Raw genomic sequence first — 25,762 nt, 5'->3', positions numbered from 1 at the left:
TCACGGGCCCCACCGTAACGGAATCCGCCCGAAACGCAGTGCCCCGGTCAGCGACGCCGCCGATCCGTCTCCTTCGGATGTCCGGTACCGGCCCGGGTGATCCACAGCGTGCGCGCTTCGTCATCGATGGCGTACCAGATGCGGCCGCCGGCCGTCACCTCGTATTGCCAGTGGTCGAGGTCGCGATCGGAGACCTTGTGCGTGCTCAGCTCTCCCCTCAGTTGATGCTGGCGTCCGTCTCTGCGGCGCGGTTCACTGGTTATGGCGACCCACGCTTGGTCGATATTGTCCGGTGCTTGTCGGAGCAGGTCCTGCCAACCCACGGAGGCTCGACGGCTGGCTGCGAGCACACGCCATGGGTTCGGCCGTGGCAATTCCTCCCCGCGGCCGCTCACTCCGGTCCGCCTGGACGAGGAATTTCGGGACCGTCACCGGGCGACGGGCTGAGTAGATCGTGAGCGAGTTCAGGATCCGACCAGACCTCGGCGGTCGATCGCCAGGAGACCAGGTTGCGGGCGAAGGGCAGGAACTCGCCTGTCTCGACGCCCGCTCGCAGGTCTGCCAGGAGTTCCCGGACGCACTGGACCTGTTCGTTCTCCGGTAGCCAATGTAGCCATGGGAGTTCTTCCGCCAGGACCTCTTCGGCCAACTCCGGGTAGCGGGCAGCCAACAGGGACAAAGAGCGTGCCGCGACCCGAAGACCGTCCAGCGCCGCCTGTGCCCGTCCGGCGCGCATGAGGATGAGGTTCTCCTCGTCGCGGCGCTCGAGGATCACGTCGGCGTTGTCGAGCGACGCGAGGACCTGCGAAGGTCCGCGGAGGAAAGCGCTGTAAGGGAACGTCCGAGCTGCCATACGCCAATGCTATCTGAAGTAGTTCAGATAGCACAGCGAATTAGTCGGCCGAAGCGCCTGCGGGCTATCGCGGCGGCATGCGACGGCGCGTCGCGAGGTGTCGGAAGACCAGTGCGACCACCAACGCGAACACGCCCGCTGCGAGTGCCGCGACGAGCATGACCGGCACGGATGCGCCGGAAGTGAACGGGATCAGCACGGCGAGGAGGATGCAGTAGGTGAGCGGGCCGATCCAGTAGGCGGAGCGGGAGGAAGTCATGTCCACGGATACGGAATGGCACGGCACGGAGTTCGATGCGGCGGCCCCGCAGCCATGACAGCGCGGGGCAGGCTGCCGATGTGCGCCGCCGATCGGTCACACATCGGAGAATGCCCCGGCGGCGGCCGGGGGAGGTTACGGGGCTACGGGGGCCGAGCGGACGCCCTCGGCGAGTTCGGCGGTGAGGGCGCGGATGTGGTCGAGGCCCTCGGCGGCTGCGGCGACCAAGGCCGAGCCGACGATTACTCCGTCTGCGTAGGAGGCGATTTCGGCTGCTTGCGCGCCGCTGCGGACGCCGAGGCCGACGCCGATCGGGATGTCGGAGTGGGTGCGAATGCGGGCGCACAGTGCGGGGGCCGCCGAGGATACGGCGTCGCGGGCGCCGGTGACGCCCATCGTGGAGGCCGCGTAGACGAAACCGCTGGTGGCCTCGAGGGTCTTGGCGAGCCGCTCCTCGGTCGAGGACGGGGCGACCAGGAAGATCCGGTCGAGATCGTGGGCTTCGGAGGCGGCGGTCCACTCGCCCGCCTCCTCGGGGATCAGGTTCGGGGTGATCAGCCCGAGCCCGCCCGCGGCGGCCAGATCCCGGGCGAAACGGTCGACGCCGTACTGCAGCACCGGATTCCAGTAGGTCATCACGACGGCCTTGCCGCCGGAGTTGCTGATCGCCTCGACCACCGAGAACACGTCGCGCACCCGCACGCCGCCGCGCAGCGCCTGCTCGGCGGCGGCCTGGATGGTGGGCCCGTCCATCACCGGATCGGAGTAGGCGATGCCGACTTCGATGATGTCGCAACCGGATTCGACCATCGCGGTGCAGGCGGCGATGGAACCGACCAGATCCGGGTAACCCGCGGGCAGGTAACCGACCAGGGCGGCGCGGTTCTCGGCCCGGCAGCCGGCGAAGGTACTGCCCAGACGGCTCACTTCTCGTCCTCTTCGTACAGGCCGAACCACTTGGCGGCGGTATCCATGTCCTTGTCGCCGCGGCCGGACAGGCTCACCAATATGATTGCGCCCTCGCCCAATTCGCGGCCGAGCTGGAGCGCCCCCGCCACCGCGTGCGCCGACTCGATGGCCGGGATGATGCCCTCGGTGCGCGAGAGCAGCAGCAGCGCGTCCATCGCCTCGCTGTCGGTGATCGGCCGGTACTCGGCACGCCCGATGTCCTTCAGGTACGCGTGCTCCGGCCCCACGCCCGGATAGTCCAGACCCGCTGAGATGGAATGCGATTCGATGGTCTGGCCGTCCTCGTCCTGCAGCAGGTACGAGTAGGCGCCCTGGAACGCGCCGGGCCGCCCGCCGGTGAAAGTGGCCGCGTGCCTGCCGGTTTCGACGCCGTCGCCGGCCGCCTCGTAGCCGATCAGCCGGACCTCGGGGTCGTCGATGAAGGCGTGGAAGATGCCGATCGCGTTGGAACCCCCACCGACACAAGCGGTTACGGCGTCGGGCAGTCGGCCGGTGCGATCGAGCACCTGGGCGCGGGCCTCCATCCCGATCACGCGCTGGAAGTCGCGCACCAGCAGCGGGAACGGGTGCGGCCCGGCGGCGGTGCCGAAGCAGTAGTAGGTCTCGTCGGCGTGGGTGACCCAGTCGCGCAGCGCCTCGTTGATGGCGTCCTTGAGCGTCTGCGACCCGGTGGTCACCGACACCACCTCGGCGCCCAGCAGCCGCATCCGGGCCACGTTGAGAGCCTGGCGCGCGGTGTCGACCGCGCCCATGTAGACGATGCACCGCAGCCCGAGCAGCGCGCACGCGGTGGCGGTGGCGACCCCGTGCTGCCCGGCGCCGGTCTCGGCGATGACCCGGGTCTTGCCCATCCGCTTGGCCAGCAGCGCCTGACCCAACACATTGTTGATCTTGTGAGAACCGGTGTGGTTCAAGTCTTCCCGCTTGAGCAGGATGCGCGCGCCGCCCGCGTGCTCGGCCAGCCGCGTGCACTCGAAAACCGGCGACGGGCGGCCGGCGTAGTCGCGCTGCAGCCGGTCCAGCTCGCCCAGGAAGTCCGGATCGACCCGGCACTTGTCGTACTCGGCGGTGACCTCCTCGATCACCGCCATCAGCGCCTCGGGCACGTGGCGGCCGCCGTACACGCCGAAGTGACCGCCGAGGTCGGGCTCGTGGCTGCGCTGGGTGACGCCGGCGCTGGCCGGCGGCAGCTCCCCGGTCCCGGGCGACTCGTGCGTCCGGGTCATCGGGCGGCTCCCCGGCGCAGCGGCCGCGGGCAGGACGGGTGTGTGCCGGCGGTGGCCAGCTCGGAAACCGCGGCACGGGGATCGCCGCTGGTCACCAGGCTCTCCCCGACCAGTACGGCGTCGGCCCCCGCGCCGGCGTAGGCCAGCAGGTCCGCGGTGCCGTTGATGCCCGACTCGGCGACCCGGATGACCTCGGTGGGCAGGCCGGGCGCGATGCGGGCGAACACGTCGGTGTCGACCTCGAGGGTCTTCAGGTTGCGGGCGTTGACGCCGATGACCGAGGCGCCCGCCTCCAAAGCGCGGTCGGCCTCCTCCTCGGTGTGCACCTCGACCAGCGCGGTCATGCCCAGCGATTCGGTGCGGTCGATCAGCGAGGCCAGCACGTCCTGCTCGAGCGCGGCCACGATCAGCAGGATCACGTCGGCGCCGTGCGCGCGGGCCTCGTGGATCTGGTAGGGGCCGACGACGAAGTCCTTGCGCAGGATCGGCACGTCGACCACCGCGCGTACCGCGTCCAGGTCGTCGAGCGAGCCGTGGAAGCGGCGGCCCTCGGTGAGCACGCTGATGACGCGCGCGCCCCCGTCCTCGTAGGCCTTGGCCAGGCTGGCCGGATCCGGGATGTCGGCCAGCTCGCCCTTGGAGGGGCTGGCCCGCTTGACCTCGGCGATCACGCCGACACCGTCCTGATGCAGCGCGGCGAACGCGTTGCGCGGCGACGGCGCGTCGGCGGCGGCCTTCTTGACAGCCTGAAAATCCAGGAGGGCTTCCCGAGCGGCCACATCCGCGCGGACCCCGTCGAGAATCGAGTCGAGTACCGTCATCTGGCTCGAATCCTTTCTGGGGAGACGGACTTGCTACCTGAGAATCCCCCCAGGCGCTGTCTCACCGATGCTGATAAAGGGTAAATGGCTGTGCTCCAGGTCCTGACGCCGGGGTGTTCTGCGTCGCATCCATCCGGAAGGGGATAATGCTCACCTTCGCGGCTCGTCGTCGGTGGGATCGGCGCCGGCGTCGAGGGCGTCCCACAGCACCCGTTCGGACAGTTGATCCGGGTCGGTTCCGGCGGTTCCCGCGGCCGGGTTCGCGGGGTCGTCGGCCGCCGGGCGCGCGTGCGCCCGGGCTTGTCGCTCGGCGACCTGATCGGCCGCCGCGGCCCGCCGGAACACCGGGTTGTCGTACTTGCCGGACAGCCGCGCGGCGGTCTCCGGCATCCGGGCCAGCAGCACGCCCGCCGCGAACGCGGCCACCGCGCCGATCAACGTCAGCACGGCCGGGAACGTCACCGTGGTCACCTGGTCCACGTGCGCCCGCGCCGGGAGCTCGGCCAGCCGGGCGGCTCGCTCGGCCGTCGCGGTGTGACCGGTCAGCAGAGCGAATCCGGGCACGGCGGCCACCGCCGCCAGCACCGCCACCACCACCCCGAGCGTCCGGCGCAGCCAGCCCCGGGTCGCCAGAATCGCGGCGATCGACGCCAGCAGCACCAGCGACAGCGGCGTCAGCGCGCCGAACCACACCCCGCCGTTCAGCCGCTGCGTGCGGGCCTCGGTGAGCCCGTCGGACGACACCAGCGTCACCCACGTCATCCGCGAAGCACCCCACAGCGCGGCCGCACCCACGAGCAGCAGCACCGCCGGGCCGACGGGATACCTGCGCGGGCTCGCGGCACCGGCGGCGTCCCCGACGCTGCTCGTCTCCGCCCCGGCGGTGCTCCCGCCACTCGTGCGGGCCGCGTCGCCGCCACCCACACCGGCAGCGCCCGAGTCAACCGCCCGGTCGGCGTGGCTGCCGCTCACACCGGTAGCGCCCGCGCTTTCCGCGTGCGCAGCGGCGCCGTCATCAGCCCCCGTAGCGTCCGGAGGGTGGCCCGCCCGCTCGGCACGTGCCGCGTCCGGCGGCGTGCCGCCGTCTCCGGGTTCCGCGGGCCCGGTCGCGGCGGGATCAGCGGGCCCGGTCGCGGCGGGGTCGGAGGAGGGCGGAAGTGGTTGGGCGGGTTCGGGTTCGGAGGTGCTCATCGCTGTGCACCGTCGGGGGTGTAGGCGCGGACGGTCTGGGCGGCGGCGACGGCCTTGAGGACCGCCATGGCCTTGTTGCGGGACTCGGTGTCCTCGTAGTCGGCGTCGGAGTCGGCGACGATGCCCGCGCCGGCCTGGACGTAGGCGATGCCGTCCTTGAGCAGCGCGGTGCGGATGGCGATCGCGGTGTCGGCGTCGCCGGCGAAGTCCAGGTAACCGACCACCCCGGCGTAGACGCCGCGGCGGGTGCGCTCCAACTCCTCGATCAACTCCATCGCCCGCACCTTGGGGGCGCCGGACAGCGTGCCCGCCGGGAAGCACGCGCGCACCGCGTCGAGCGCGATCTTGCCCGCGGCCAGCCGCCCGGACACGGTCGAAACCAGGTGCATCACATGGCTGTAGCGCTCCACGTGCCGGTACTCGGTGACCCGCACCGACCCCGGTTCACACACCCGGCCCAGGTCGTTGCGGCCCAGATCGACGAGCATCAGATGCTCGGCGTTCTCCTTCGCGTCGGCCAGCAGCCCCTTCTCCAGCAGCACGTCGTCCTCCTCCGAGACGCCGCGCCCCCGGGTGCCGGCGATCGGGTGCGTGGTGGCGACCCCGTCCTTCACCGTCACCAGCGACTCCGGACTGGAACCGACGATCGAGAAGGCGGTGCCGCCCGAACCGTCGGGAATGTGCATCAGATACATGTACGGACTCGGATTCGACGCCCGTAGCATCCGGTAGAGGTCCAACGGGCTTCCGGCGTAGTCCATCTCGAACCGCTGCGACAGCACCACCTGGAACGCCTCGCCGGCCTCGATCTCCTTGACCAGGCGGCGCACGTCCGCGCCGAACTCCGCGGCGGTGCGCTGGCGGCGGTAGTCCGGCTCGGGCCGGTCGAACACCGACACCGTCGACTCGGCGGGTGCGGCCAGCGCGGCGGTCATCCGGTCCAGGCGCGCCACCGCGTCGTCGTAGGCCTCGTCGACGCGCTCGTCGGTGCCGTTCCAGTTGACGGCGTTGGCGATCAGCGTGATCGCGCCCTCGTGGTGGTCGAACGCGGCCAGGTCGGTGGCCAGCAGCAGCACCATCTCCGGCAGCCGCAGATCGTCGACGGTCAGCGACGGCAGCCGCTCCATCCGCCGCACCGCGTCGTAGCCGAGATAGCCGACCAGCCCGCCGGTCAGCGGCGGCAGGCCCGGCAGCCGCTCGGTGCGCAGCAGCTCCAGGGTGTCGCGCAGCGCGATCAGCGGGTCCCCGCCGGACGGCGCGTCGGCCGGGGTGGCGCCCAGCCACGCGGCCTCGCCGTCGACGACGGTCAGCGCGGTCGGACTGCCCGCGCCGATGAACGACCAGCGCGACCACGACCTTCCGTTTTCCGCCGACTCCAGCAAAAAGGTGCCCGCGCGGTCGGCACCGAGTTTACGGTAGGCCGACAGCGGAGTCTCCGAGTCGGCCAATACCTTTCGTATCACCGGCACCACCCGATGCTCGGCCGCGAGCGCGCGGAACTGCTCGCGAGTGGTGGTGTGGGTGGCGGTTTCCGGGCCATCGGTCGCTGCGCCGTGCATCCGTCCATCATTCCAGGCCGGAACGGACACGATATGGACACCCCGGCCAGCCGTGCCGGGGGCAGCCCCGAATAACAGGGACGAACGGCGACATGCGAATGTCGCCCGCGCTATCCCAACCCCGAGAGGAGTTCAACACAGATGTACCCCTCGCAGCCGGTCGCACCGGAGGGCCCCCGGCACGCGGTGCCGCCGACATTCCAGAGCCCGATGCCCGGTCAGCCGCCGCGCATGGCGCATCTCGGCCCGCACTCGAGCGGCCAGAATCCGACCAAGTACAACGCCCTGGCGTCCTTCGTCACCTACGTGAAGGCGATCGAGAACCTGGACCGCACCCGTTTCCCCGACGAGTACGCCGAGCATTCGGACCGCATCAAGGAACTGCGCCCGTTCCTGAAGGCGCACGGCATCCTCGACGTCATGGCGGTCAAGAATCCGGAAGTGGCCGCGCTCCTCGGCGTCTGAGCGAACGCTTCGCGCGGTACCGGGCGCCGATCGTGCCCGGTACTGTCGCATCCTATGAAGGCAGGCCAGCGCGCTCCCCAGTTCGATCTCCCCGACCAGTCCGGCATCTCCCGATCCCTCGACGAGCTGCTGGCCGACGGCCCGCTGGTGCTGTTCTTCTTCCCCGCCGCCAACACTCCGGTCTGCACCGCCGAGGCGTGCCACTTCCGCGATCTGGCAGGCGAATTCGCCGCCGTCGGCGCGTCCTGCGCGGGTATCAGCACCGATTCGGTCGACACCCAGGCCGGCTTCGACGACAAGCAGCGGCTGGGCTATCCCCTGCTGTCCGACAGCGACGGCGCGGTCGCCGAGCGGTTCGGCGTCAAGCGCGGGCTGCTCGGCGCGCTCATGCCGGTCAAGCGACAGACCTTCGTCATCGACACCGACCGCACCGTCCTGAAGGTGATCTCCGGCGAACTACGGGCGAACGTTCACGCGGATACCGCCCTATCCTTCCTGCGATCACGAAACAGCTGATCCGAAACGCCGAGCCGAGACATTCCCCCGCACCGACAGGTGCACATACGCTGTTGCTATGACTTCGCGGAGCGTGGAGCAACCGGCCGGCACCAAACCCGACGCGACCACCTGGCGCAATCGGATCTTCGCCGCGCTGGCCATCGCCGTCGTACTCGTCGTCGCCTATTTCATCCTCGCCGCGTTCATCCCGCGCTGGTGGGCGCAGCGCATCGCGAGCATGTCGGGGCACGGCAGCTTCGCGCAGGGCATCTGGTCCGGCCTGGCGCTGGGGTTCCTCTGCACCTTCATCCCGCTGCTCCTGCTGCTGTTCGCCACCCTGATGTGGCGGCGGCGCGGCGGGCGGTTCCTGGCGGGGGCGGCGCTGGTGCTGGCCGTCGCGGCGGCGCTGCCCAATCTCATGACCCTCACCATCGTGCTGGGCGGCAGCAGCGCCGCGCACGCCGGTGAGCGAGTCCTCGACGTCGACGCGCCCGGCTTCCGCGGCGCCACGCTGATCGCCGCGATCGTCGCCGCGGCCCTGTTCCTGCTGCTGGTCTTCACCGTGGTGCGCAAGCGGTTCCGCAAACGCCGAGCGGCCAAGCACGCGGCCGGCGCGCGGCCGGTGGACACGCCGCCGCCACCGCCGACCGGCGGCACGTCCGGGGTGCGGGAGGACCCACCCCTGCACTGAGCAAGCGCGTGATAGGTGTCACGTCATCAACGACAGCCGTGACCGCAGAGCGAAATCGTGGCAAACTTGGTGTCTGCCGGTGACGGATTTGAACGTTCAATCTTCGATAGCTCAGCTAACGAAGCGGCGTCACAAGGCTGCAGTGAGAGGGCGCGATGTGACGAAGTGGCTGAATCCCACCGAACAGCGAGCTTGGCGGACACTTGTCGCGCTGACGACGCGGTTACCAGCGGCGATGGATACCCAGCTGCAACGCGAGTCGGGCGTGACGCATTTCGAGTACTTCGTCATGGCACTGCTGACCGAGGAACCCGGCCATCGATTGCAGCTGAGCGAGCTTGCCTATAAGGCAAATGCATCGCTATCTCGGCTGTCGCATGTGATCACGAAGCTGGAGCGGCTCGGCTGGGCGCAGCGCGAATCGGTGCGCGGGCGGCGCGGGGCCTACGCGGTGCTCACCGATGCCGGGTATCGGAAGGTCGAGGAGGCCCGGCCCGGCTACCTCGAGGCAGTGCGCGGACTGGTCTTCGACGGGCTCGACGAATCGCGCACCGAGGAACTGCTGGAGCTCGGCACCCTGCTCGTCGCCCAGCTGGACGCGGGTCTCGCGCGCGGCATCGGGCGGTCCAACGGACTGCCCACTCCCCCGGAGAACGAACCGAAGTAAAGCGGCCTCGAAGACTCAGGCGTCGTCCGTCAGGAGCACGTCGCCGTCCCAGCACGTGTGCGTCCCGGTGTGGCAGGCCGCGCCCTCCTGGTCGACGACCAGCAGCACGGTGTCGCCGTCGCAGTCCAGGCGCACCTCGTGCACGTACTGGGTGTGGCCGGAGGTCTCGCCCTTGACCCACAGCCGCTGTCGCGAGCGGGAGAAGTAGGTGGCCTTGCGGGTCGCGAGGGTGCGGGCCAGCGCCTCGTCGTCCATCCACGCCATCATCAGCACGTCGCCGCTGCCGCGCTCCTGCGCGATGGCGGCGACCAGACCGGCCTCGTTGCGCTTGAGGCGGGCGGCGATCGCGGGATCCAGACTCATGCGGACCTTTATATCAATCCGGGTCGGCCGGCTCGTCAGCGGACGACGATGCCCTCGGCGCGCATCGCGTCCTTGACCTGCCCGATGGTGAGGTCGCCGAAGTGGAAGACGCTGGCCGCCAGCACCGCGTCGGCGCCGGTCTGCACGGCCGGGGCGAAGTGTTCGACACTGCCCGCGCCGCCGCTGGCGATGATCGGCACCGAGACCGCCTTGCGGACCGCCTGCAGCATCGGCAGATCGAAGCCGGCCTTGGTGCCGTCGGCGTCCATCGAGTTCAGCAGGATCTCGCCGACGCCGAGTTCGGCCCCGCGCACCGCCCACTCGATCGCGTCGATGCCGGTGCTGCGCTTGCCGCCGTGCGTGGTGACCTCCCAGCCGGACGGGGTGGGCGGGTTGCCCTCGGGGACGACCCGCGCGTCGACCGACAGCACGATGCACTGCGACCCGAACCGCTGCGACATCTCCCGCAGGATCTCGGGATTCGCGATGGCCGCGGTGTTCACCGACACCTTGTCCGCACCGGCGCGCAGCAGCCGGTCCACGTCCTCGACCGTGCGCACGCCGCCGCCGACGGTGAGCGGGATGAAGATCTGCTCGGCGGTGCGGGTCACCACGTCGATCATGGTGCCGCGGTCGCCGGTGGAGGCGGTGACGTCGAGGAAGGTCAGTTCGTCGGCGCCCTGCGCGTCGTAGGCGGCGGCCAGTTCCACCGGATCGCCCGCGTCGCGCAGGTTCTCGAAGTTCACGCCCTTCACCACGCGCCCGGCGTCGACGTCCAGGCAGGGAATCACGCGTACGGCCAGTGTCATTGCGGCTGCTCCGAATCCTCGTCCGTGCGATCGCCGCCCGAATCCCGCTGCGGCGCGGCGCTTCCGGGGCGGCGGGTGGCGACCGCGCTGTCGATCAGCTCCAGCAGTTCCTCGTGTACGCCGGGCGCGGCGGCCAGCACCGACTTCGAGGTGATGGTCCAGGGCCGGCCGCGCAGGTCGGTGACCACGCCGCCGGCGGCGCGCACCAGCGCGACGCCCGCCGCGTTGTCCCACGGGTGGTGCCCGAACACGACCGCCCCGCCGAGCACGCCGGAGGCGGTGAACGCCAGGTCGATTCCCGTCGACCCGTGCATCCGCAGCCGCCCCGACAACCGGCTCAGCGCGCCGAGCAGGTCGAACCGGAAGCGGCCCGGGATGCGGCCGTGGCTGTCGATGTTGAACGCGCCGAAGCCGATCATCGACTCCGAGAGCCGGCCGGACTCCAAGGGCGGCAACGGTTTTCCGTCCAGCAGCACCGGACCGCCGACCGCGGCGGCGTAGCGGCGTCCGAGCAGCGGCAGCCAGGTCAGGCCGAGCACCGGCTCGCCGCCGTCCACCAGCGCCAGCAACATCCCCGAGAGCGGGTGTCCCGCAGAGTAGTTGAAGGTGCCGTCGATCGGATCGAGCACCCACGCCGTGCCCGAGGTGAGTTCGGGGCCGCCGAATTCCTCGCCGTGCACCGGGATTCCGGTGTGCTCGCGCAGCTGCGCCGACAGCGTGCGTTCCAGCTCGAGGTCCAGGGCGGTGGCGAAGTCGCCGCGCCCCTTGGAGACCGCGCTGGGCGCCCCGACGCCCTCGACGAAACGCGGTGTGACGGAATCGAGGATGTCGCCGGCGACGGCAAGCAGCCCGGCCCGATCGCTACCGTCGGAGACCATCGCCTCAGCGCACCGCGGCCAGGGCCTCGGGCAGCGTGAATCGCCCGGCGTACAAGGCTTTTCCGACGATCGCGCCCTCCACGCCCTCGGGCACCAGGCCCGCGATGGCGCGCAGGTCGTCGAGGGTGGAGACGCCGCCGGAGGCCACCACGGGCGCCTCGGTGGCGTTGGTGACCTCGCCCAGCAGTTCCAGGTTCGGGCCGGTGAGGGTGCCGTCCTTGGTGACGTCGGTGACCACGTAGCGGGCGCAGCCGTCGCGTTCCAGGCGTTCGAGGACCTCCCACAGGTCGCCGCCGTCGCTGACCCAGCCGCGGCCGCGCAGCCGGTACTCGCCGTCGATCAGCCGCACGTCCAGCCCGACCGCGATGCGGTCGCCGTATTCGGCGATGGCGCGGGCGCACCACTGCGGGTCCTCCAGCGCGGCGGTGCCCAGGTTCACCCGCGCGCAGCCGGTGGCCAGCGCCGCCTTCAGCGACTCGTCGTCGCGGATGCCGCCGGACAGCTCCACTCGCACGTCCAGCTCGCCGACGACCTCGGCCAGCAGCTCCCGGTTCGAGCCGCGCCCGAAGGCGGCGTCCAGGTCCACCAGATGCACCCATTCGGCGCCGGCCTGCTGCCAGGCGAGCGCGGCCTCGCGCGGCGAACCGTAGCTGGTTTCGCTGCCGGCTTCCCCTTGGACCAGGCGCACGGCCTCACCATTGGCGACATCGACGGCGGGTAGCAAGACAAGACTCACGCTCGCAGCCTACTGGGCTGCGTTCGAGGTCCGAGCGCCGGGATGGCGCAAATAGGACGCCGCTCCCGGCCGGGTGCGCCCGGTGGCGAGGTTTGCCCGGCCCGACGGCGGGCTATACGAAGATGACCGTGCCGCCCGCCGACGAGAGGCAGGTCACACGTCCGGCGTACGTACCCTGAGCCGGACACCGTCAGTTCCGATCACCGTCGACGAGCAAGGATTTGCGTCATGTTCCGGATCACGCTGCGCCACTTCGCGATCACGCTGCCGCCGGCGGCCGTCGCGGTGTCCGCGCTGGTGGTGAGCCCACAGGCGGTCGCGGCGCCCACGGACCCGGTGCAGTTGGCCGCCTGCGACTTCGGGCGGCAGTTGACCACCTTCGACTTCAACACCTATGACGAGTACGACCGCCGCGTGCTGGACCGCTCCACCGGCGCGTTCCGCGAGCAGTTCGAGAGTTCGGCCGGCGAGCGCCGCGCCCGGGCCGCCGGTTCGCACACCGTCGCCGAGGCCAAGACCGTCGAATGCCGCACCGAGACAGCCGATCCCGAGCACGCGGAGATCCTGGTGACGGTCGACCAGTCCACCCGCAGCGACGCCACCCTCGGGTTGCCCCAGCCGACCCGCAGCAGCATGCGGGTCTTCCTCGACAACGTCGACGGCCGCTGGCTGGCCGGCCGGGTCGACCCGATCCCGCCGAGCTGAGCGGTCAGGACCCGGCGGAGCCGCTGTCGACCCAGCCCGCCGACCAGTATCGCCACCAGCTCGGCAGGTCGAACGCCGTCCCCAGCAGTGCCGGAATGTCGCCCATGGCAGTCCTTTCCACCGTGTCCGATAGCGCGTCGCTACGACCATAGGCGGTGGTTGCCGAATAGTCGCCGAGGCGGCCGGTTCGGCGTGCCGGTCCCGTTCTAGAGCGATTTCACCCAGTTGCGAAGTAGCTGCGCGCCCGCGTCGCCGGACTTCTCCGGGTGGAACTGGGTGGCGCTGAGCGTCCCGTTCTCGACCGCGGCCAGGAACGGCCCGCCGTGTTCGGACCAGGTGAGCTTCGCGGGCGCGAGGGTGCCGCTGTCGGGCAGTGCCCAGCTGCGCGCGGCGTAGGAGTGCACGAAGTAGAAGCGGGTGTCGGCGTCCATGCCGGCGAACAGCACGCTGTCGGCCGGTGCGCGCACGGTGTTCCAGCCCATGTGCGGCAGCACCTCGGCCTGCAACCGGTCGACGGTGCCGGGCCATTCCGCGCAGCCCTCGGTCTCGACGCCGAATTCGACGCCGCGCTCGAACAGGATCTGCATGCCGACGCAGATGCCGAGCACCGGCCGCCCGCCTGCCAGCCGCTTGCCGATGATGCGTTCGCCGCGCACCGAGCGCAGCCCGGCCATGCACGCGGCGTAGGCGCCGACGCCCGGCACCACCAGGCCGTCCGCGGCCAGCGCGAGCTCCGGGTCGGCGGTCACCGTGACGTCGGCGCCCGCGCGGATCAGCGCGCGGTTGGCGGAGTGCAGGTTGCCGGAGCCGTAGTCCAGCAGTGCCACGGAGACGGTCACAGCGTTCCCTTCGTCGAGGGCACCCCGGTCACCCGCGGGTCGAGTTCCACCGCGGCGCGCAGAGCCCGCGCGACCGCCTTGAACTCGGCCTCGGTGACGTGGTGCTGGTCGCGGCCGTAGAGCACCCGCACGTGCAGCGCGATGCGGGCGTTGAGCGCGATCGACTCGAACACGTGGCGGTTCAGCACCGTGGAGTAGGGCGCGCCGGGGCCGTTGGTCGGAATCACGGTGTGCAGCAGGTGATCCGGCTCGCCGGTGTGCACGCAGTAGGGGCGGCCGGACACGTCGACCGCGGCGTGGGCGAGGGTCTCGTCCATGGGGATGTAGGCGTCGCCGAAGCGGCGGATGCCCTTCTTGTCGCCCAGGGCCTGCCCGAGCGCCTGGCCGAAGACGATCGCGGTGTCCTCGACCGTGTGGTGCGCCTCGATCTCGATGTCGCCCTCGGCGCGCACCGACAGGTCGAAGCCGCCGTGGGCGCCGAGCGCGGTCAGCATGTGGTCGTAGAACGGCACGCCCGTGGCGATGTCGGTCTCGCCGGTGCCGTCGAGGTTCAGCTCGACGACGATGCTGGATTCCTTGGTGGTGCGTTCCACCCGCGCGGTTCGGTTCATACTCGCTTCCGTCATTCCGGGATCAGCTCCGTGGCGGCCAATTTCGCACTCACCCGCAGGAATTCGTCGTTCTCGGCGGCCAGGCCGATGGTGACCCGCAGGTGGCCGGGGATGCCGACGTCGCGGATCAGCACGCCCTCGTCGAGGTAGTGCCGCCAGGCCGCCGGTGCGTCGGCGAAGCGGCCGAACAGCAGGAAGTTCGCGTCGCTGGGCGAGACCCGGAAGCCCTGCTCGGCCAAGGTCCGGGCGACCCGGTCGCGTTGCGCGGCCAGCTCGGCGACACTGGCCAGAGTTTCGTCGGCGTGCCGCAGCGCCGCCCGCGCCGCGGCCTGGGTGACCACCGACAGGTGGTAGGGCAGCCGCACCAGCAGCAGCGCGTCGATCACGGCGGGCGCGGCGGCCAGATAACCCAGGCGGCCGCCCGCGAACGCGAAGGCCTTCGACATCGTCCGGCTGACCACGAGTTTCGTCGGGAACCGGTCGATCAGCTCGAGCGCGCTGGGCGCGGCGGAGAACTCGGCGTAGGCCTCGTCGACCACCACCAGACCGGGCGCGGCCTCGAGGATTCGCACCAGGTCGGGCAGCGGGATGCTGTGCCCGGTCGGGTTGTTGGGGCTGGTCACGAAGACCACGTCGGGGCGGCGTTCGGCGACGGCCGCGAGCGCGTAGTCGATGTCGAGAGAGAAGTCCGCGTTGCGCTTCGCCTCGACCCACTGCGTGTCGATGCCCTCGGAGATGATCGGGTGCATCGAGTACGACGGCACGAAACCCAGTGCGGTGCGGCCGGGCCCGCCGAACGCCTGGAGCAGCTGCTGCAGGATCTCGTTGGAGCCGTTGGCCGCCCACACGTTCGACACGTCCAGCGCGACGCCGGTCTGCCGGGTCAGGTACGCGGCGAGGTCGGTGCGCAGGGCGATCGCGTCGCGGTCGGGGTAGCGATGCAGGTCGGCGGCCGCGGCGCGGACGGCCTCGGCGACGTCGTCGACCAGCGCGCGGCTGGGCGGATGCGGGTTCTCGTTGGTGTTGAGCTGCACCGGCACCGTCAGCTGCGGCGCGCCGTAGGGCGACTTGCCGCGCAGGTTCTCGCGCAGCGGCAGGTCGGCCAGGGTGATCCGGGACCCCGGCACGCCGGGCGCCTCGATTCGTGTCATGGGGTGTGAAGTCCTTCGGTTGTCGACCGCATCGATGGTCAGTCCAGCTTTTCGAACCGCGCCCGCACGGCCTGGCCGTGGGCGGGCAGGTCCTCGGCGTTCGCGAGGGCGACGACGTGGCCCGCCACATCCTTGAGCGCCGACTCGCTGTACTCCACGACGTGGATGCCGCGCAGGAAGGTCTGCACGCTCAGCCCCGACGAGTGCCGCGCGCAGCCCGCGGTGGGCAGCACGTGGTTGGAGCCCGCGCAGTAGTCGCCGAGGCTCACCGGCGACCAGGCGCCCACGAACACCGCGCCGGCGCTGCGCACCCGGGCGGCGACCGCGGCGGCGTCGGCGGTCTGGATCTCCAGGTGCTCGGCGGCGTAGGCGTTCACCACGCGCAGGCCTTGCTCGATGTCGTCGACGAGCACGACGCCGGATTGCTTGCCGGACAAGGCTTCCGCGACGCGCTCGCGGTGCTTGACGACCGCGAGCTGGGCGTCGATCGCGGCGTCGACGGCGGCGGCCAGCTCGGCGCTGTCGGTGACCAGCACGCTGGCGGCGAGCACGTCGTGCTCGGCCTGGCTGATCAGGTCGGCGGCCACGTGCACCGGATCGGCGGTGGCGTCGGCGAGGATGGCGATCTCGGTGGGGCCGGCCTCGGCGTCGATGCCGACCAGTCCGCGGCACAGGCGCTTGGCGGCGGTGACGTAGATGTTGCCGGGCCCGGTGATCATGTCGACCGGCTCGAGCGGGGCGTCGTCGGTGTCGGTGCCGCCGTAGGACAGCAGCGCGACCGCCTGCGCGCCGCCGACCGCCCAGACCTCCTCGACGCCGAGCAGCGCGGCGGCGGCCAGGATGGTCGGGTGCGGGAGCCCGCCGAACCGCGCCTGCGGCGGCGAGGCCACCACCAGCGACGTCACCCCCGCGGCCTGGGCGGGCACGACGTTCATCACAACGCTGGACGGGTAGACGGCATTGCCGCCGGGCACGTACAGGCCGACCCGTTCGACCGGCACCCAGCGCTCGGTGACGGTGCCGCCGGGCACCACCTCGGTGGTCGTGTCGGTGCGGCGCTGGTCGGCGTGCACCAGCCGGGTGCGCTCGATGGCGACCTCCAGCGCTGCGCGCACCGGCGGATCCAGTTCCGCGAGCGCCCGGTCCAGTTCGGCGGCGGGGACCCGGACCGAGGCCGGTGTCACGCCGTCGAACTTGCCGCTGAACTCCAGCGCGGCCGCCGCGCCGCGGTCGCGCACGGCCTCCACCACCGGCCGCACCTGATGCAGCACCGAGTCGACGTCGACTCCCCCGCGCGGCAGCGCGGCGCGCAGCTCGGCGGCGGCGGGAGTGCGACCGCGCAGATCGACGCGGGCGAGCTCGATGCGGGATGTCATAGCGGCGTGGAATCCTTGTCTGTGCTGGTCATCACTGCGAAGCCGGAACGTGCCCGGCCGCTACCAGACTATCGGGTCGCGCCCAGTGGTTTTCCCCGCCGCCCGCACGCCCTCGCACGTGCCCGTCGCGGATGCGCGTCAGCCGAGGCGTTCGCGCAGGGTCGCGACGCCCTCGCCGTCCAGGTCCGCCAGGGCGGCCGCGCGGCCGACCATGACCAGGGCCAGCGCCTCGCCCGGACCGCGGACCTCGGGACCGTCGCCGCGCGACCAGTCCAGGTCGGTGGCGACGTAACGCAGCCCGCGGGTGTAGCGGCGTGGGAAGGCGAAGGGGTCGGGGTGGGTGAGCACCGCGGCGAGGCGTTCGGCCGGGACCTCGCGGTCGCGGCCGAGCGGGCGGCGGATGTCCTGCTGGTGCACGAAGGTGTCGGACAGCGCGAGGCCCGGGGCCGTGCGGGTGAACCAGCCCGCGGAATGCGCGAGCCGGTCGGTCAGCACCTCGGTCGGCAGCGCGGCGAACTTGCGCACCAGCACGTCGTTGACCCGGTCCACCGAGAATCGGCCGCGCACCAGGAATCCCGTGTAGGTCACCAGGGAGACGGCGTCGGTCTGCAAGTGCGCCACCACATCTCGCACCCGCCACCCCGCGCACAGCGAGGGCGTCTCCCATTCCGCCTCGGACAGGTCGCGCAGCAGCGAGACCAGCTCGTCACGCTCCGCCCTGAGCATCCGCCGGGTATCCACGCCGAAATCCTAACCGGCACAACGGCTGCCGCGACACCCCGCGTCGGTCAGGCCCGAGTATCGCTGTCGATCAGCAGTTTTCCGTTGCTGCCCTTGACGAAACGGAGGGTCACCGAATTGCTCTGGCCGCTCTTGTAGGTGACGCTGGCGACCCCGATGTCCACCGAGCCGTCGGAGTTGCCGCTGCCGCCGCCCTGCACGTCGATGGTGTTGAAGCCGATCACCTGGTTCTGCTTCCAGTACGCCCGGAAATCCTCCTGGCTCCCGTACACCTGCTGAGCGGCCGGGGTCAGCCGGCTCCACGCGCTGCCGGCGTCCGACTTGGTCAGGATGTTGTAGAAGTCCTGGGTCGCGTCGATCGCCTGGGCGGTGTCGACGGTGCCGGTGCTCTTGGTCTGGCCGAGGGCGCCGGCGTTCGGCTCGCTGGTGCGCGCGGGGGCGCTGGCGGAGGCCGAACCCGCTTGGGAGGACGGGGGATTCGTGCCGGTCGGGGAGAACAGGAAGTACAGGGCGGCAACGACGATCGCGATGCCGACGGCGAAGCCGCCCGCGAACAGCGCCTTGCGGCCGCCGCCGGACGGTTGCGGCGGTTCGGCGGCGCGCACCGGATTGTTGTTGCGGGTGGCCGGGTGCGCACCGTTGGGGACCGGGCGCACCGGCGCCATCTCCGGCTCGGAAATCGTTGCGGCCGTGGCCATCATCTCCGCGGTGGAGATGTCGGCCTGGGCCGAGCGGCGGTCCAGGGTGCGGGTGGCGCGGCGGGCGGCGGGCCGGTGCGTGGCGAGCATCCGGGTGGACTCGGCGCCGTCGCCGAACTCGGCGAAGTCGGCCAGCTGATCGCGCACGTCGGTCATGCTGGGCCGGTCTTCGGGATCGAAGCTCAGCAGCGACAGCAGCAGGTCGGTCAGCGGTCCGGCGTTGCGCGGCTCGCCGAGCTGCCCGTTGGCCGCGGCGTACAGCAGCGCCAGCGGATTCGGGTTGGAGCCGTACGGCGGCTCCCCCTCGAGCGCGTGGAAAAGCGTTGCGCCCAGGGCGAATACGTCGGCGGCCGGGGTCGGCTCGGCGCCGCGGGCCACCTCGGGCGCGAGATAGGCCGCGGTGCCGGAGATCAGGCCGGTCGCGGTCAGCGTCACGTCGCCCTTGGCCTTGGAGATGCCGAAGTCGGTGATCTTCACCGTGCCGTTCTCGCCGAGCAGCACATTGCCCGGCTTGACGTCGCGGTGCACGATCCCGGCCCGGTGCGCGGCCACCAGCGCCGAGGCCACCTGCTCGCCGATGCGGGCCACCTGCGGCAGCGGCAGGGTGCCCTGCGCGGACAGCACCACCGCGAGGCTTTGCGACGGTAGGTATTCCATGATCAGGCACGGGTCGCCCGCATGGTCGGTGATGTCGAAGACGACGATCGCGTTCGGGTGCTGGAAGCGTGCGGCGTTGCGCGCCTCGCGCGAGGCCCGCTGCCGCACGATGTCCTTCTCACCCGGGGGCAGGCTGGGCTGGGTGAGAATCTGCTTGATCGCGACCGAGCGTTCCAGTCGTTCGTCGACGGCACGCCAGACGACGCCTGTGCCGCCGCTACCAATCCGCTCGACCAGGCGGTAATGCCCTGCGATCACTTGGCCGGTTTCGATGGCACTACTCCGAGTTTCTGCGCGATCCGAGACTTACCGAGCGCGGTTGCCCGCGCGTTCCTCGGGCAAGTGTAGCGGGCCGGACGGGCGGGTCTGTCGCCGGAGCGAGATACGTGTGAAATATGTACGAATGGCCTGAGATGCGGGTGAGATCACGGCGCGATCCGCCTGAGACATGGTGTGTCCGAGATCACTTTCCGGTCACCGTCGCTCTCGCGTCACGCGCTCACGGACGGGCGCGCAGGAAGCGTCCGGCGGCCTCGACCGCGGGCGCGGAACTGCCTGCGTCGCTGACGAAGACCGCGAGTGCCAGATCGCCGCGGATGCCGACGAACCACCCGTGCGCGTGCTTGTCATCGATGTACTCGGCGGTCCCCGTCTTGCCGAGCATGTCGGGGATGTCGCGCAGTTGCGTGGCGGTGCCGTCGGTGACGGTCTCCCGCATCATCGCCTTCACCTGATCGGCGACCGCGGCCGGGAGCGGCTCGGGCGTATGGTCCGGCGTGCCCGGCTTCCCGGCGACGATGGCCGGGTTCGGCACCGAGCCGCGCGCGAGCGCCGCGGCCACCAGCGCCATCCCGAACGGCGTGGCGGTGACCTTGCCCTGGCCGATGCCCTCCTCCACGCGCAGCGCGGGTGTGTCGGCGGTCGGCACCTTGCCGGTGACGGTGGTCATGCCGGGCGCGGTGTAGTCGACGCCGAGACCCAGCTGCGCCGCGGCCTTGGTGAGCCCGTCCGGCGGCAGGCCCGCCGCGAGCCGGCCCATCGTGGTGTTGCAGGAGCGCGCGAACGCCGTGTGCAGCGGCACCGAGCCGAGGTCGAAGTTGTTGTCGTTGGGGATCTGCCGGCCCTCGATGTTCTCCGTGCCCGGGCAGCGCACCGTGCTGTCGGGCGTCACCTGGCCGGCCTGCAGCGCCGCCGAGACGGTCACCGTCTTGAACGTCGAACCCGGCGGGTAAAGGCCGGTCAGCGCGATCGGGCCCTGCGCGTCGGCGGCCGGATTCTGCGCGGCCGCGAGCACATTCCCGGTCGACGGTTGCAGCACGACCATGGCCGCGGGCGTCGGGATCGGCGCCAGCGCGGCGTCGGCGTCGCGGAGCATGCCGATGTCGAGGGTGCCGGCGATGTCGGCGACCGGTGTCGCGTCCCGGCCGCCGACCCGCTGGCCGCCGCCGGGGGTCTCGGCGCGCACCACCCATCCCGAGGCGGCGTCGGTGCCGGTCTGCCACAGCTCCGACAGGCCGGACAGGGTCGGCGAGGCGAGTGCCTTGTCGGTGGTCAGCAGCCTGGTCTGCGGTGCCAGCGTGACATTCGGGACGGCGGCGAGCCGGTCCCGGATCGGGCCCAGATCGTCCTCGCGCAGCGCGATCGCGGTGACCGGTTTGCCTTGGGAGCCCGCCAGTTCCGTTTGCAGGGACGCGGCCGTGATGCTGGGCTCGATCGGGTTCAGCAGTGCCGCAACGGCTTCGGTGTCGGCGCCCGGGGCCACGTTCACGAGGGTGACGATCTGCTGGGTGAGCAGTTCGGCGCCGGTACGGTCGAGTACGCGCGCGGCCGGTTCCGGGGCGAGGGTGCCGTAGCCGAGCGGGCCGGCGTCCAGTCCGGGGGCGACCGTCGCGGGATTCCAGCGAATCTTCCACGTGTCGCCGGATTCCGTGGCGTCGCCGGTGGTGTGGTAGCTCCACTCGTTCTTGCCGCCCGGGCCGAGTTTCCAGGTGGCGGACAGGCCGAAGGTGGCCTTGTCGTCGGTCTTGTCGATCATCTCGACCTCGTAGTGCACGTTCTTGCCGAGACTGTCGAACAGCGGGGCGAGGACGCCGGAGGCCTGCGCCGGGTCGCTGGTGACGGCGGCCGCGGCGGGAATGTCGTCGCGGCCCAGCGCGTCGGCGAAGGTGTGCACGGTGCTGTGCAACCGGTCGGTGGACTCGTTGCCCGAGCAGGCGGCCGAGGCCAGGACGGGAGCGGCGAACAGGGCGAACAGTCTCATACCGGTACGCACCCGGCCGACCCTACCGGCTGCGCGCGGCCCGGCGCGGGACCGCGCGCCGTGCGGATCCGCGAGATTCAGTGGTACAGCCACGGTGTCGTGGCGAGGGCGGCCGCGTCGGCGTCGTCTAGGTCGATGTCGAAGACCTCGGACAAGGTCTTCGGCAGATCGGCCGGTGCCAGTTCGCGGGATTCGGCGCTGCCGTCGGGGTATTCGGTCAGCCAGGTGGTGCCGTCGAGCACGTGGTGGACATCGGGGCGGAAGCGCTGGACGTACGGGCGGGTCACGAACGGCGAGCGGGGCGAGGTGGAGACGAAGTGATTCCCGATCGCGTAATCGATGCGGTATTGGGGGTGCATGGTCACGGTGTGCCGGACGATCCAGCCGTCGCGGGCGAAGTGGTGCAGCGTCCACAGTTCGCCGCCGAGTTCGGCGCGGCCGCGTTCCAGCCGGAACCGCCACTCCCCCGCCCGCACCTCGCCGGCCTCGGGGTTCAGCTCCAGCGGGGCGGACGGCCCGCCGCCGAAACCCACGTCGCACAACCACACTCGCTCGTCGTCGGCGGTGGTGACGCGGAGCATGGCGTGCGTGGCCGGGCGGAGACCGTCGGGCGCGCCCATCACGACCCGACCCTGCAACCCGGTCACACCGAACCCGAGCCGTTCCAGCGCGGCGGCGAACAGCCCCACGTTCTCGTAGCAGTAGCCGCCGCGCGGGCGCCGGACCATCTTGTCCTGCAACGTCTCCAGATCCAGCGGGATCGAACGCCCGAGGATGATCTCCAGATTCTCGAACGGGATCGACGTGGTGTGCGCGAACTGCAGCCGCCGCAGCGTGTCGACCGTCGGGGCCCGGTCACCGGTGAACCCGATCCGCGCGAGGTACGCGTCCAGGTCCAGGGCGTCGCCCTCCCAGTGATATGCCGCGTCCGCGGGCTTGTCCATCACGCCTCCTCGCCGAGTACGTCCCGATCTTCCGCCACCGTCAACCACGCCGGGGCCGTACCTGTTCCGATATCAGGCCGCGCACTTCGCGCCGGGCGGGGCCGGGGGCGCGGTGACGACGCCTCTCGCCACGTCGACCAGGTAGTCGCGGTCGGGGCCGTCGACCGGTTCGGTGTCGGTGAGGAGTCGTTCGACGACGCAGCCGCCCTCGAAATAGGCCGGGCCGAGAGAGTGGTCGCCGGGAACCACCGCGCCGTCCAGGTCGCGGCCCGTGGCGATGGTGTACATCGAGAAGGGCTTGCCCGCGGCGGCCAGGGCGGCGCGCATCTCCAGGCTGGTGGGGTAGGGCACGACGCGGTCGGCGAGGCCGTGCACCAGGAAGCTGCGGCGCACCCCGATCCCCGCGGCCCGCAAGGCGGGCGAGAGTTCGGCGTAGGACCCGGGGCAGGCCAGCGGCGTGCAACCGCCCGCGTCGCGTTCGATCTGCCCGCGCAGCTCCGGCCCGGCCAGGTCGGCGCCCAGCCACGCGGTGAAATCGTCTGCGGGACCGAAGTTGTCGACCCAGTAGTCGTAGAGACCCGGCGGCGCGGCCGCGGCGACCAGGCCGCTGGTGATGCCGCCCTGACTCCAGCCCCACAGCACGGTGCGCTCGATCGCGGGATGCTCGTCGCGATACCAGCGGGTGGCCGCCAGCACGTCGTCGCGGCCCGCCCGCAGATTCCACGCCCCGACGGGCCAGGCACTGTCGGGTCCGCGCATGTCCATGACCAGCAGCGGCGTCGTGGTGCGGCGCGCCACCGAGAGCAGGTAGTCCCCGAGCGTGGCCGAACTGCTGTTGTGGCCGTGCACCCCGACGATCAGATCCCGCGGCGCCAGATCCCCCGGCGCGCACCGATACGGCTCGTAGACGCGCCCCGTGGCGGGCTCGCCGTCGACCGTCAGCGTCACCGTCCGCACCGCCACCCGCACGCCGCACTCCGGCTGGGCCGAAGCCTGCTGCGCGGCAACGGCTGTCGTCGCGGTGAGACCGAGTAGTACGAGACCGAGCACCCGCCAGCGGTATCGACGCCTCATCACCGAATCATCGCACGCCGGAGGCGACCTGCGGCGACTGTTGGCGAGGTCGCCGCCGCGCCTGCGGCTAGGATTCGTTCATGCGTTCGATGGATACCGCTCAGCGCCGCGCTCGGCTGGCCGTCCGGCACCGCCTGGCCCCCGCGGTCCGCACCGACGACGTGACCGCGATCGCGACGGCGATGGTCGCCCTGCACGCCACCGACCCGGCGACGGTCTTCCTGTCCGTCGCCGCCCGCAGCCGCGGGCTCGAGCCCGCACACGTGGAGAAGGCGCTCTACGAGGACCGGACGCTGCTGCGGCTGCTGGCCATGCGCCGCACCATGTTCGTCGCGCCGGTCGACCTGTTGCCCGCCCTGCAGTCCGCGGTCGGAAACGCGCTGGCCGACAAGCAGCGGCGGACCTACGGCCGGTATCTGCAGGAGGTCGTCGACGGCGACGTCGCGAGCTGGCTGGCGGAGGTCGAACAGGAGACGCACCGCGCGCTGCTGGATCGCGGCAGCGCGACCGGCGCGCAGCTCAGCGCCGCGGTGCCGCGCCTGCGCACGCAGGTCGACACGGCCCCGGGCAAGGCGTACTCGAAGCCGACCAACATCACCACGTGGGTGCTGGTCACGCTGGGCTGCGCCGGGCACATCGTGCGCGGCCGCCCCAACGGCAGCTGGGCCAGCAGTCAGTACAGCTGGGCGCCGATCGAATCCTGGCTGCCCGCAGGGGTTCCCGACCTGCCGATCGACGAAGCCCGCGCCGAGATCGTCCGCCGCTGGCTGCGCGCCTTCGGCCCGGCCCCGCTCACCGACCTGAAATGGTGGACCGGATGGACGCTCGCGGAGGTGCGGAAGACCGTCGCGGGGATCGACACCGTCGAGGTCGACCTCGGCGGCGAAACGGGCCTCGTGCTGGCCGACGACGTGGAGCCGGTGCCCGCGCCGGAGCCGTGGGCGGCGCTGCTCCCGGCGCTGGATCCCACCCCGATGGGCTGGCAGTCCCGGGACTGGTTCCTCGGGCCGCACCGTCCCGCGCTGTTCGACACCAACGGCAATGTCGGCCCCACGGTCTGGTGGGACGGCCGCATCGTCGGCGGCTGGGCGCAACGCAAGGACGGCGAAATCGTCTGGCGCCTACTGGAAGACGTGGGTTCGGAGGCGCGCGCCGCGATCGCGGCGGAGGCCGAGCGGGTCCGCGCCTGGTTCGGCGGCGTGCGCGCGATACCCCGGTTCCGCACGCCGCTGGAACGCGAGCTGACGGCCTGACTCCACCCGCGTGTGTCCGAAATCACCACGCGCAGTAGGGGAATCGCCGCCCCCACGGATTAGGGGGCTTTCGCCGACAACGATCTCTGCTAGCGTCGGCCTGTCGAAAAACTTCGGATACGAAGGACTACGGGGCGATACCCCAGGGGGTTAGGTCATGCCACTTGCCGACCACGCGCACCGGTCCCGGGACGCGTTGCGCGACAGCGCGTTCCGGGACGCGGCCGTAGGCGTGTGCGCACTGGTGAGCACCAGCGGCGGCGACGACCCCCGCGCGCGCTCCCGGGTGTTCGACCGGATCGGCGCCGCCGGGGTGCTGGACCACTTCCCCTCGCACGAGGTGCGAAACCTGTTCGAGGACAACTGGCATCGGCTCACCCTCGATCCCGCCTTCGGCCGGGCCTACGTGTTGCAGCAGGTCGCGCGGGCGACCGAGCGGCCGGCGCAGGCGCGGGCCGCGGTGCGCGTCGGCCTCACGGTCGCCGCGGCCGACGGCGGATACGACCTGCGCGAGGCCGACGCGCTGCGCGAGTGCTGCCGGGTGCTGCGGCTGGCGCCCGCGGAGTTCGGGCTCTGAGCGGCTACATGTCCAGACCCAGGTCCAGCACGCGCACCGAATGGGTGAGCGCGCCGACGGCCAGGTAGTCGACACCGGTGCGGGCGTAGTCGGCGGCGGTCTCGAGGGACAGTCCGCCCGAGGACTCCAGCTCCGTCCGCGGCGAGCGGGCGTCGCGGCGCTGCACGGCGGCCTGGGTGGCCCAGAGCGGGAAATTGTCCAGCAGGACCAGTTCCACGCCCTCGGCCAGGACGGCGTCGAGCTGGTCGAGGCTGTCCACCTCCACCTCGCATTCCAGGTCGGGGGCCTGCTCGCGCACCGCGCGCAGTGCCGCGACCACCGAACCGGCCGCGACCACGTGGTTGTCCTTGATGAGCGCGGCGTCGCCGAGACCCATGCGGTGGTTGACCCCGCCGCCCACGCGCACCGCGTACTTCTGCAGCGAGCGCAGGCCGGGCAGCGTCTTGCGGCTGTCGCGGACACGGCACCGGGTACCGGCCACCGCGTCCACCCAGGCGGCCGTGGCGGTGGCGATGCCCGACAGGTGGCACACGAGATTCAGCATGGTGCGCTCGGCGGTCAGCAGCCCGCGGGTCGGCGCGACGAGGCTCAGCACGGTGTCGCCGGGCGAGACCCGGGTACCGTCGGCGACCCTTCCGCTCACCTCGTAGTTGCCCGCGCCGATCACCTCGTCGAGCACCAGCAGCCCGACGTCGAGGCCCGCCACGGTCCCCGCCTCCCGCGACACCATCGACGCCTTCACCACGGCATCCTCGGGAACCGTTGCCGCCGTGGTGATATCTGGCCCGTAGCGCAGATCCTCGTCCAGCGCCGTCCGAATCAGCCGCACCACTTCCGCGCGGTCCGGCCCGCTATCCGTTCCCATACCCCACTCCTACTTTCGTTCGTTCC

Annotated in this window: 29 protein-coding genes; 7 read left to right on the top strand and 22 right to left on the bottom strand. The window is 71.3% G+C overall.

Annotated elements, in window-relative coordinates; all coding sequences use genetic code 11:
- Positions 1-47: 47 nt before the first annotated feature.
- The 8 genes from IU476_RS22615 to IU476_RS22580 form a co-directional block, all read right to left on the bottom strand.
- Positions 48-323 carry a hypothetical protein gene (locus tag IU476_RS22615; RefSeq protein ID WP_195103163.1) on the bottom strand — a complete coding sequence of 92 codons (276 nt, stop codon included), beginning with the start codon at positions 321-323 and terminating at the stop codon, positions 48-50.
- Positions 324-391: 68 nt separating this feature from the next.
- Complete coding sequence (locus IU476_RS22610; RefSeq protein ID WP_195103161.1) at positions 392-853, bottom strand: hypothetical protein; 462 nt, start codon at positions 851-853, stop codon at positions 392-394.
- A gap of 64 nt (positions 854-917) precedes the next feature.
- Positions 918-1,112, bottom strand: coding sequence for a hypothetical protein (locus tag IU476_RS22605; protein WP_195103160.1), 195 nt, complete (start codon positions 1,110-1,112; stop codon positions 918-920).
- A 135-nt stretch (positions 1,113-1,247) separates the two neighbouring features.
- Positions 1,248-2,039, bottom strand: a complete 792-nt coding sequence (trpA, locus tag IU476_RS22600) for a tryptophan synthase subunit alpha (protein WP_438944054.1) — start codon at positions 2,037-2,039, stop codon at positions 1,248-1,250.
- Positions 2,036-3,307: a tryptophan synthase subunit beta gene (trpB, locus tag IU476_RS22595; protein WP_195103158.1), complete on the bottom strand. Its 1,272-nt coding sequence runs from the start codon at positions 3,305-3,307 to the stop codon at positions 2,036-2,038. The genes trpA and trpB overlap by 4 nt, the downstream gene beginning before the upstream one ends.
- Positions 3,304-4,128, bottom strand: coding sequence for an indole-3-glycerol phosphate synthase TrpC (gene trpC / locus IU476_RS22590; RefSeq protein WP_195103157.1), 825 nt, complete (start codon positions 4,126-4,128; stop codon positions 3,304-3,306). Before trpC ends, trpB begins: the two co-directional genes overlap by 4 nt.
- Before the next feature lie 150 nt (positions 4,129-4,278).
- Positions 4,279-5,319, bottom strand: a complete 1,041-nt coding sequence (locus IU476_RS37380) for a TIGR02234 family membrane protein (protein WP_195103156.1) — start codon at positions 5,317-5,319, stop codon at positions 4,279-4,281.
- On the bottom strand, positions 5,316-6,878 hold the full coding sequence (locus IU476_RS22580) for an anthranilate synthase component I (RefSeq protein ID WP_195103155.1): 1,563 nt from the start codon (positions 6,876-6,878) through the stop codon (positions 5,316-5,318). Before IU476_RS22580 ends, IU476_RS37380 begins: the two co-directional genes overlap by 4 nt.
- A 141-nt stretch (positions 6,879-7,019) precedes the next feature.
- On the opposite strand from IU476_RS22580, the gene IU476_RS22575 reads away from it, so the two are divergent.
- The 4 genes from IU476_RS22575 (at position 7,020) to IU476_RS22560 (ending at position 9,199) form a co-directional block, all read left to right on the top strand.
- Complete coding sequence (locus IU476_RS22575) at positions 7,020-7,343, top strand: hypothetical protein (protein ID WP_195103154.1); 324 nt, start codon at positions 7,020-7,022, stop codon at positions 7,341-7,343.
- Between the two features lie 54 nt (positions 7,344-7,397).
- Complete coding sequence (locus tag IU476_RS22570) at positions 7,398-7,859, top strand: peroxiredoxin (RefSeq protein WP_195103153.1); 462 nt, start codon at positions 7,398-7,400, stop codon at positions 7,857-7,859.
- A 58-nt stretch (positions 7,860-7,917) separates the two neighbouring features.
- Positions 7,918-8,532, top strand: coding sequence for a permease (locus tag IU476_RS22565; protein ID WP_228824103.1), 615 nt, complete (start codon positions 7,918-7,920; stop codon positions 8,530-8,532).
- Positions 8,533-8,689: 157 nt separating this feature from the next.
- Positions 8,690-9,199 (top strand): MarR family winged helix-turn-helix transcriptional regulator, encoded by a 510-nt coding sequence (locus tag IU476_RS22560; protein ID WP_195103151.1) that lies wholly within the window; start codon positions 8,690-8,692, stop codon positions 9,197-9,199.
- A gap of 15 nt (positions 9,200-9,214) precedes the next feature.
- Here IU476_RS22560 and hisI read toward each other — a convergent pair whose 3' ends face one another.
- From hisI to priA, 4 genes are read right to left on the bottom strand one after another with little or no spacing between them, the layout of a single operon-like run.
- Positions 9,215-9,562, bottom strand: a complete 348-nt coding sequence (gene hisI / locus IU476_RS22555; protein WP_195103148.1) for a phosphoribosyl-AMP cyclohydrolase — start codon at positions 9,560-9,562, stop codon at positions 9,215-9,217.
- Positions 9,563-9,597: 35 nt separating this feature from the next.
- Positions 9,598-10,371 carry an imidazole glycerol phosphate synthase subunit HisF gene (hisF, locus tag IU476_RS22550; RefSeq protein ID WP_195103146.1) on the bottom strand — a complete coding sequence of 258 codons (774 nt, stop codon included), beginning with the start codon at positions 10,369-10,371 and terminating at the stop codon, positions 9,598-9,600.
- Positions 10,368-11,249, bottom strand: coding sequence for an inositol monophosphatase family protein (locus IU476_RS22545; RefSeq protein WP_195103145.1), 882 nt, complete (start codon positions 11,247-11,249; stop codon positions 10,368-10,370). Before IU476_RS22545 ends, hisF begins: the two co-directional genes overlap by 4 nt.
- Before the next feature lie 4 nt (positions 11,250-11,253).
- Positions 11,254-11,985 (bottom strand): bifunctional 1-(5-phosphoribosyl)-5-((5-phosphoribosylamino)methylideneamino)imidazole-4-carboxamide isomerase/phosphoribosylanthranilate isomerase PriA, encoded by a 732-nt coding sequence (priA, locus tag IU476_RS22540; protein WP_195103143.1) that lies wholly within the window; start codon positions 11,983-11,985, stop codon positions 11,254-11,256.
- A gap of 228 nt (positions 11,986-12,213) precedes the next feature.
- On the opposite strand from priA, the gene IU476_RS22535 reads away from it, so the two are divergent.
- The gene (locus tag IU476_RS22535) at positions 12,214-12,690 is read left to right on the top strand and encodes an Rv1363c family protein (protein WP_195103142.1); all 477 of its coding nucleotides are present in this window, start codon (positions 12,214-12,216) and stop codon (positions 12,688-12,690) included.
- 206 nt (positions 12,691-12,896) lie between these two features.
- Here the strand turns inward: IU476_RS22535 and hisH are convergent, their stop codons facing one another.
- The 9 genes from hisH to IU476_RS22490 form a co-directional block, all read right to left on the bottom strand.
- Positions 12,897-13,529, bottom strand: a complete 633-nt coding sequence (hisH, locus tag IU476_RS22530; RefSeq protein WP_195103141.1) for an imidazole glycerol phosphate synthase subunit HisH — start codon at positions 13,527-13,529, stop codon at positions 12,897-12,899.
- Complete coding sequence (gene hisB / locus IU476_RS22525; protein ID WP_438944053.1) at positions 13,526-14,140, bottom strand: imidazoleglycerol-phosphate dehydratase HisB; 615 nt, start codon at positions 14,138-14,140, stop codon at positions 13,526-13,528. Before hisB ends, hisH begins: the two co-directional genes overlap by 4 nt.
- Before the next feature lie 11 nt (positions 14,141-14,151).
- A complete protein-coding gene (locus IU476_RS22520) occupies positions 14,152-15,291 on the bottom strand; it encodes a histidinol-phosphate transaminase (protein WP_195103139.1) in 1,140 nt (379 codons plus the stop codon).
- Between the two features lie 38 nt (positions 15,292-15,329).
- On the bottom strand, positions 15,330-16,667 hold the full coding sequence (gene hisD / locus IU476_RS22515; protein WP_195103138.1) for a histidinol dehydrogenase: 1,338 nt from the start codon (positions 16,665-16,667) through the stop codon (positions 15,330-15,332).
- Between the two features lie 138 nt (positions 16,668-16,805).
- Positions 16,806-17,408 carry a maleylpyruvate isomerase family mycothiol-dependent enzyme gene (locus tag IU476_RS22510; RefSeq protein ID WP_438944052.1) on the bottom strand — a complete coding sequence of 201 codons (603 nt, stop codon included), beginning with the start codon at positions 17,406-17,408 and terminating at the stop codon, positions 16,806-16,808.
- 47 nt (positions 17,409-17,455) lie between these two features.
- Entirely contained in the window at positions 17,456-19,021 is a 1,566-nt protein-coding gene (locus IU476_RS22505) for a serine/threonine-protein kinase (RefSeq protein ID WP_195103137.1), read from the bottom strand.
- Between the two features lie 241 nt (positions 19,022-19,262).
- Entirely contained in the window at positions 19,263-21,023 is a 1,761-nt protein-coding gene (locus IU476_RS22500; RefSeq protein ID WP_195103136.1) for a penicillin-binding transpeptidase domain-containing protein, read from the bottom strand.
- Positions 21,024-21,100: 77 nt separating this feature from the next.
- On the bottom strand, positions 21,101-21,967 hold the full coding sequence (locus tag IU476_RS22495) for an arylamine N-acetyltransferase family protein (RefSeq protein ID WP_195103134.1): 867 nt from the start codon (positions 21,965-21,967) through the stop codon (positions 21,101-21,103).
- 72 nt (positions 21,968-22,039) lie between these two features.
- Positions 22,040-23,041 (bottom strand): alpha/beta hydrolase family protein, encoded by a 1,002-nt coding sequence (locus tag IU476_RS22490; RefSeq protein ID WP_195103132.1) that lies wholly within the window; start codon positions 23,039-23,041, stop codon positions 22,040-22,042.
- A gap of 80 nt (positions 23,042-23,121) precedes the next feature.
- On the opposite strand from IU476_RS22490, the gene IU476_RS22485 reads away from it, so the two are divergent.
- On the top strand, positions 23,122-24,294 hold the full coding sequence (locus IU476_RS22485; protein ID WP_195103130.1) for a winged helix DNA-binding domain-containing protein: 1,173 nt from the start codon (positions 23,122-23,124) through the stop codon (positions 24,292-24,294).
- Positions 24,295-24,451: 157 nt separating this feature from the next.
- Positions 24,452-24,871 (top strand): tellurite resistance TerB family protein, encoded by a 420-nt coding sequence (locus IU476_RS22480; RefSeq protein ID WP_195103128.1) that lies wholly within the window; start codon positions 24,452-24,454, stop codon positions 24,869-24,871.
- Positions 24,872-24,875: 4 nt separating this feature from the next.
- Here IU476_RS22480 and nadC read toward each other — a convergent pair whose 3' ends face one another.
- Positions 24,876-25,736, bottom strand: a complete 861-nt coding sequence (gene nadC, locus IU476_RS22475) for a carboxylating nicotinate-nucleotide diphosphorylase (protein ID WP_195103126.1) — start codon at positions 25,734-25,736, stop codon at positions 24,876-24,878.
- Positions 25,737-25,762 lie beyond the last annotated feature (26 nt).

Origin of the sequence: Nocardia blacklockiae (genome assembly GCF_015477355.1) — a bacterium.
Taxonomy (GTDB): Bacteria; Actinomycetota; Actinomycetes; order Mycobacteriales; family Mycobacteriaceae; genus Nocardia; species Nocardia blacklockiae.
The sequence above is the reverse complement of the archived record's forward strand: the minus strand, read 5'-3'. Positions and strand labels throughout refer to the sequence as shown.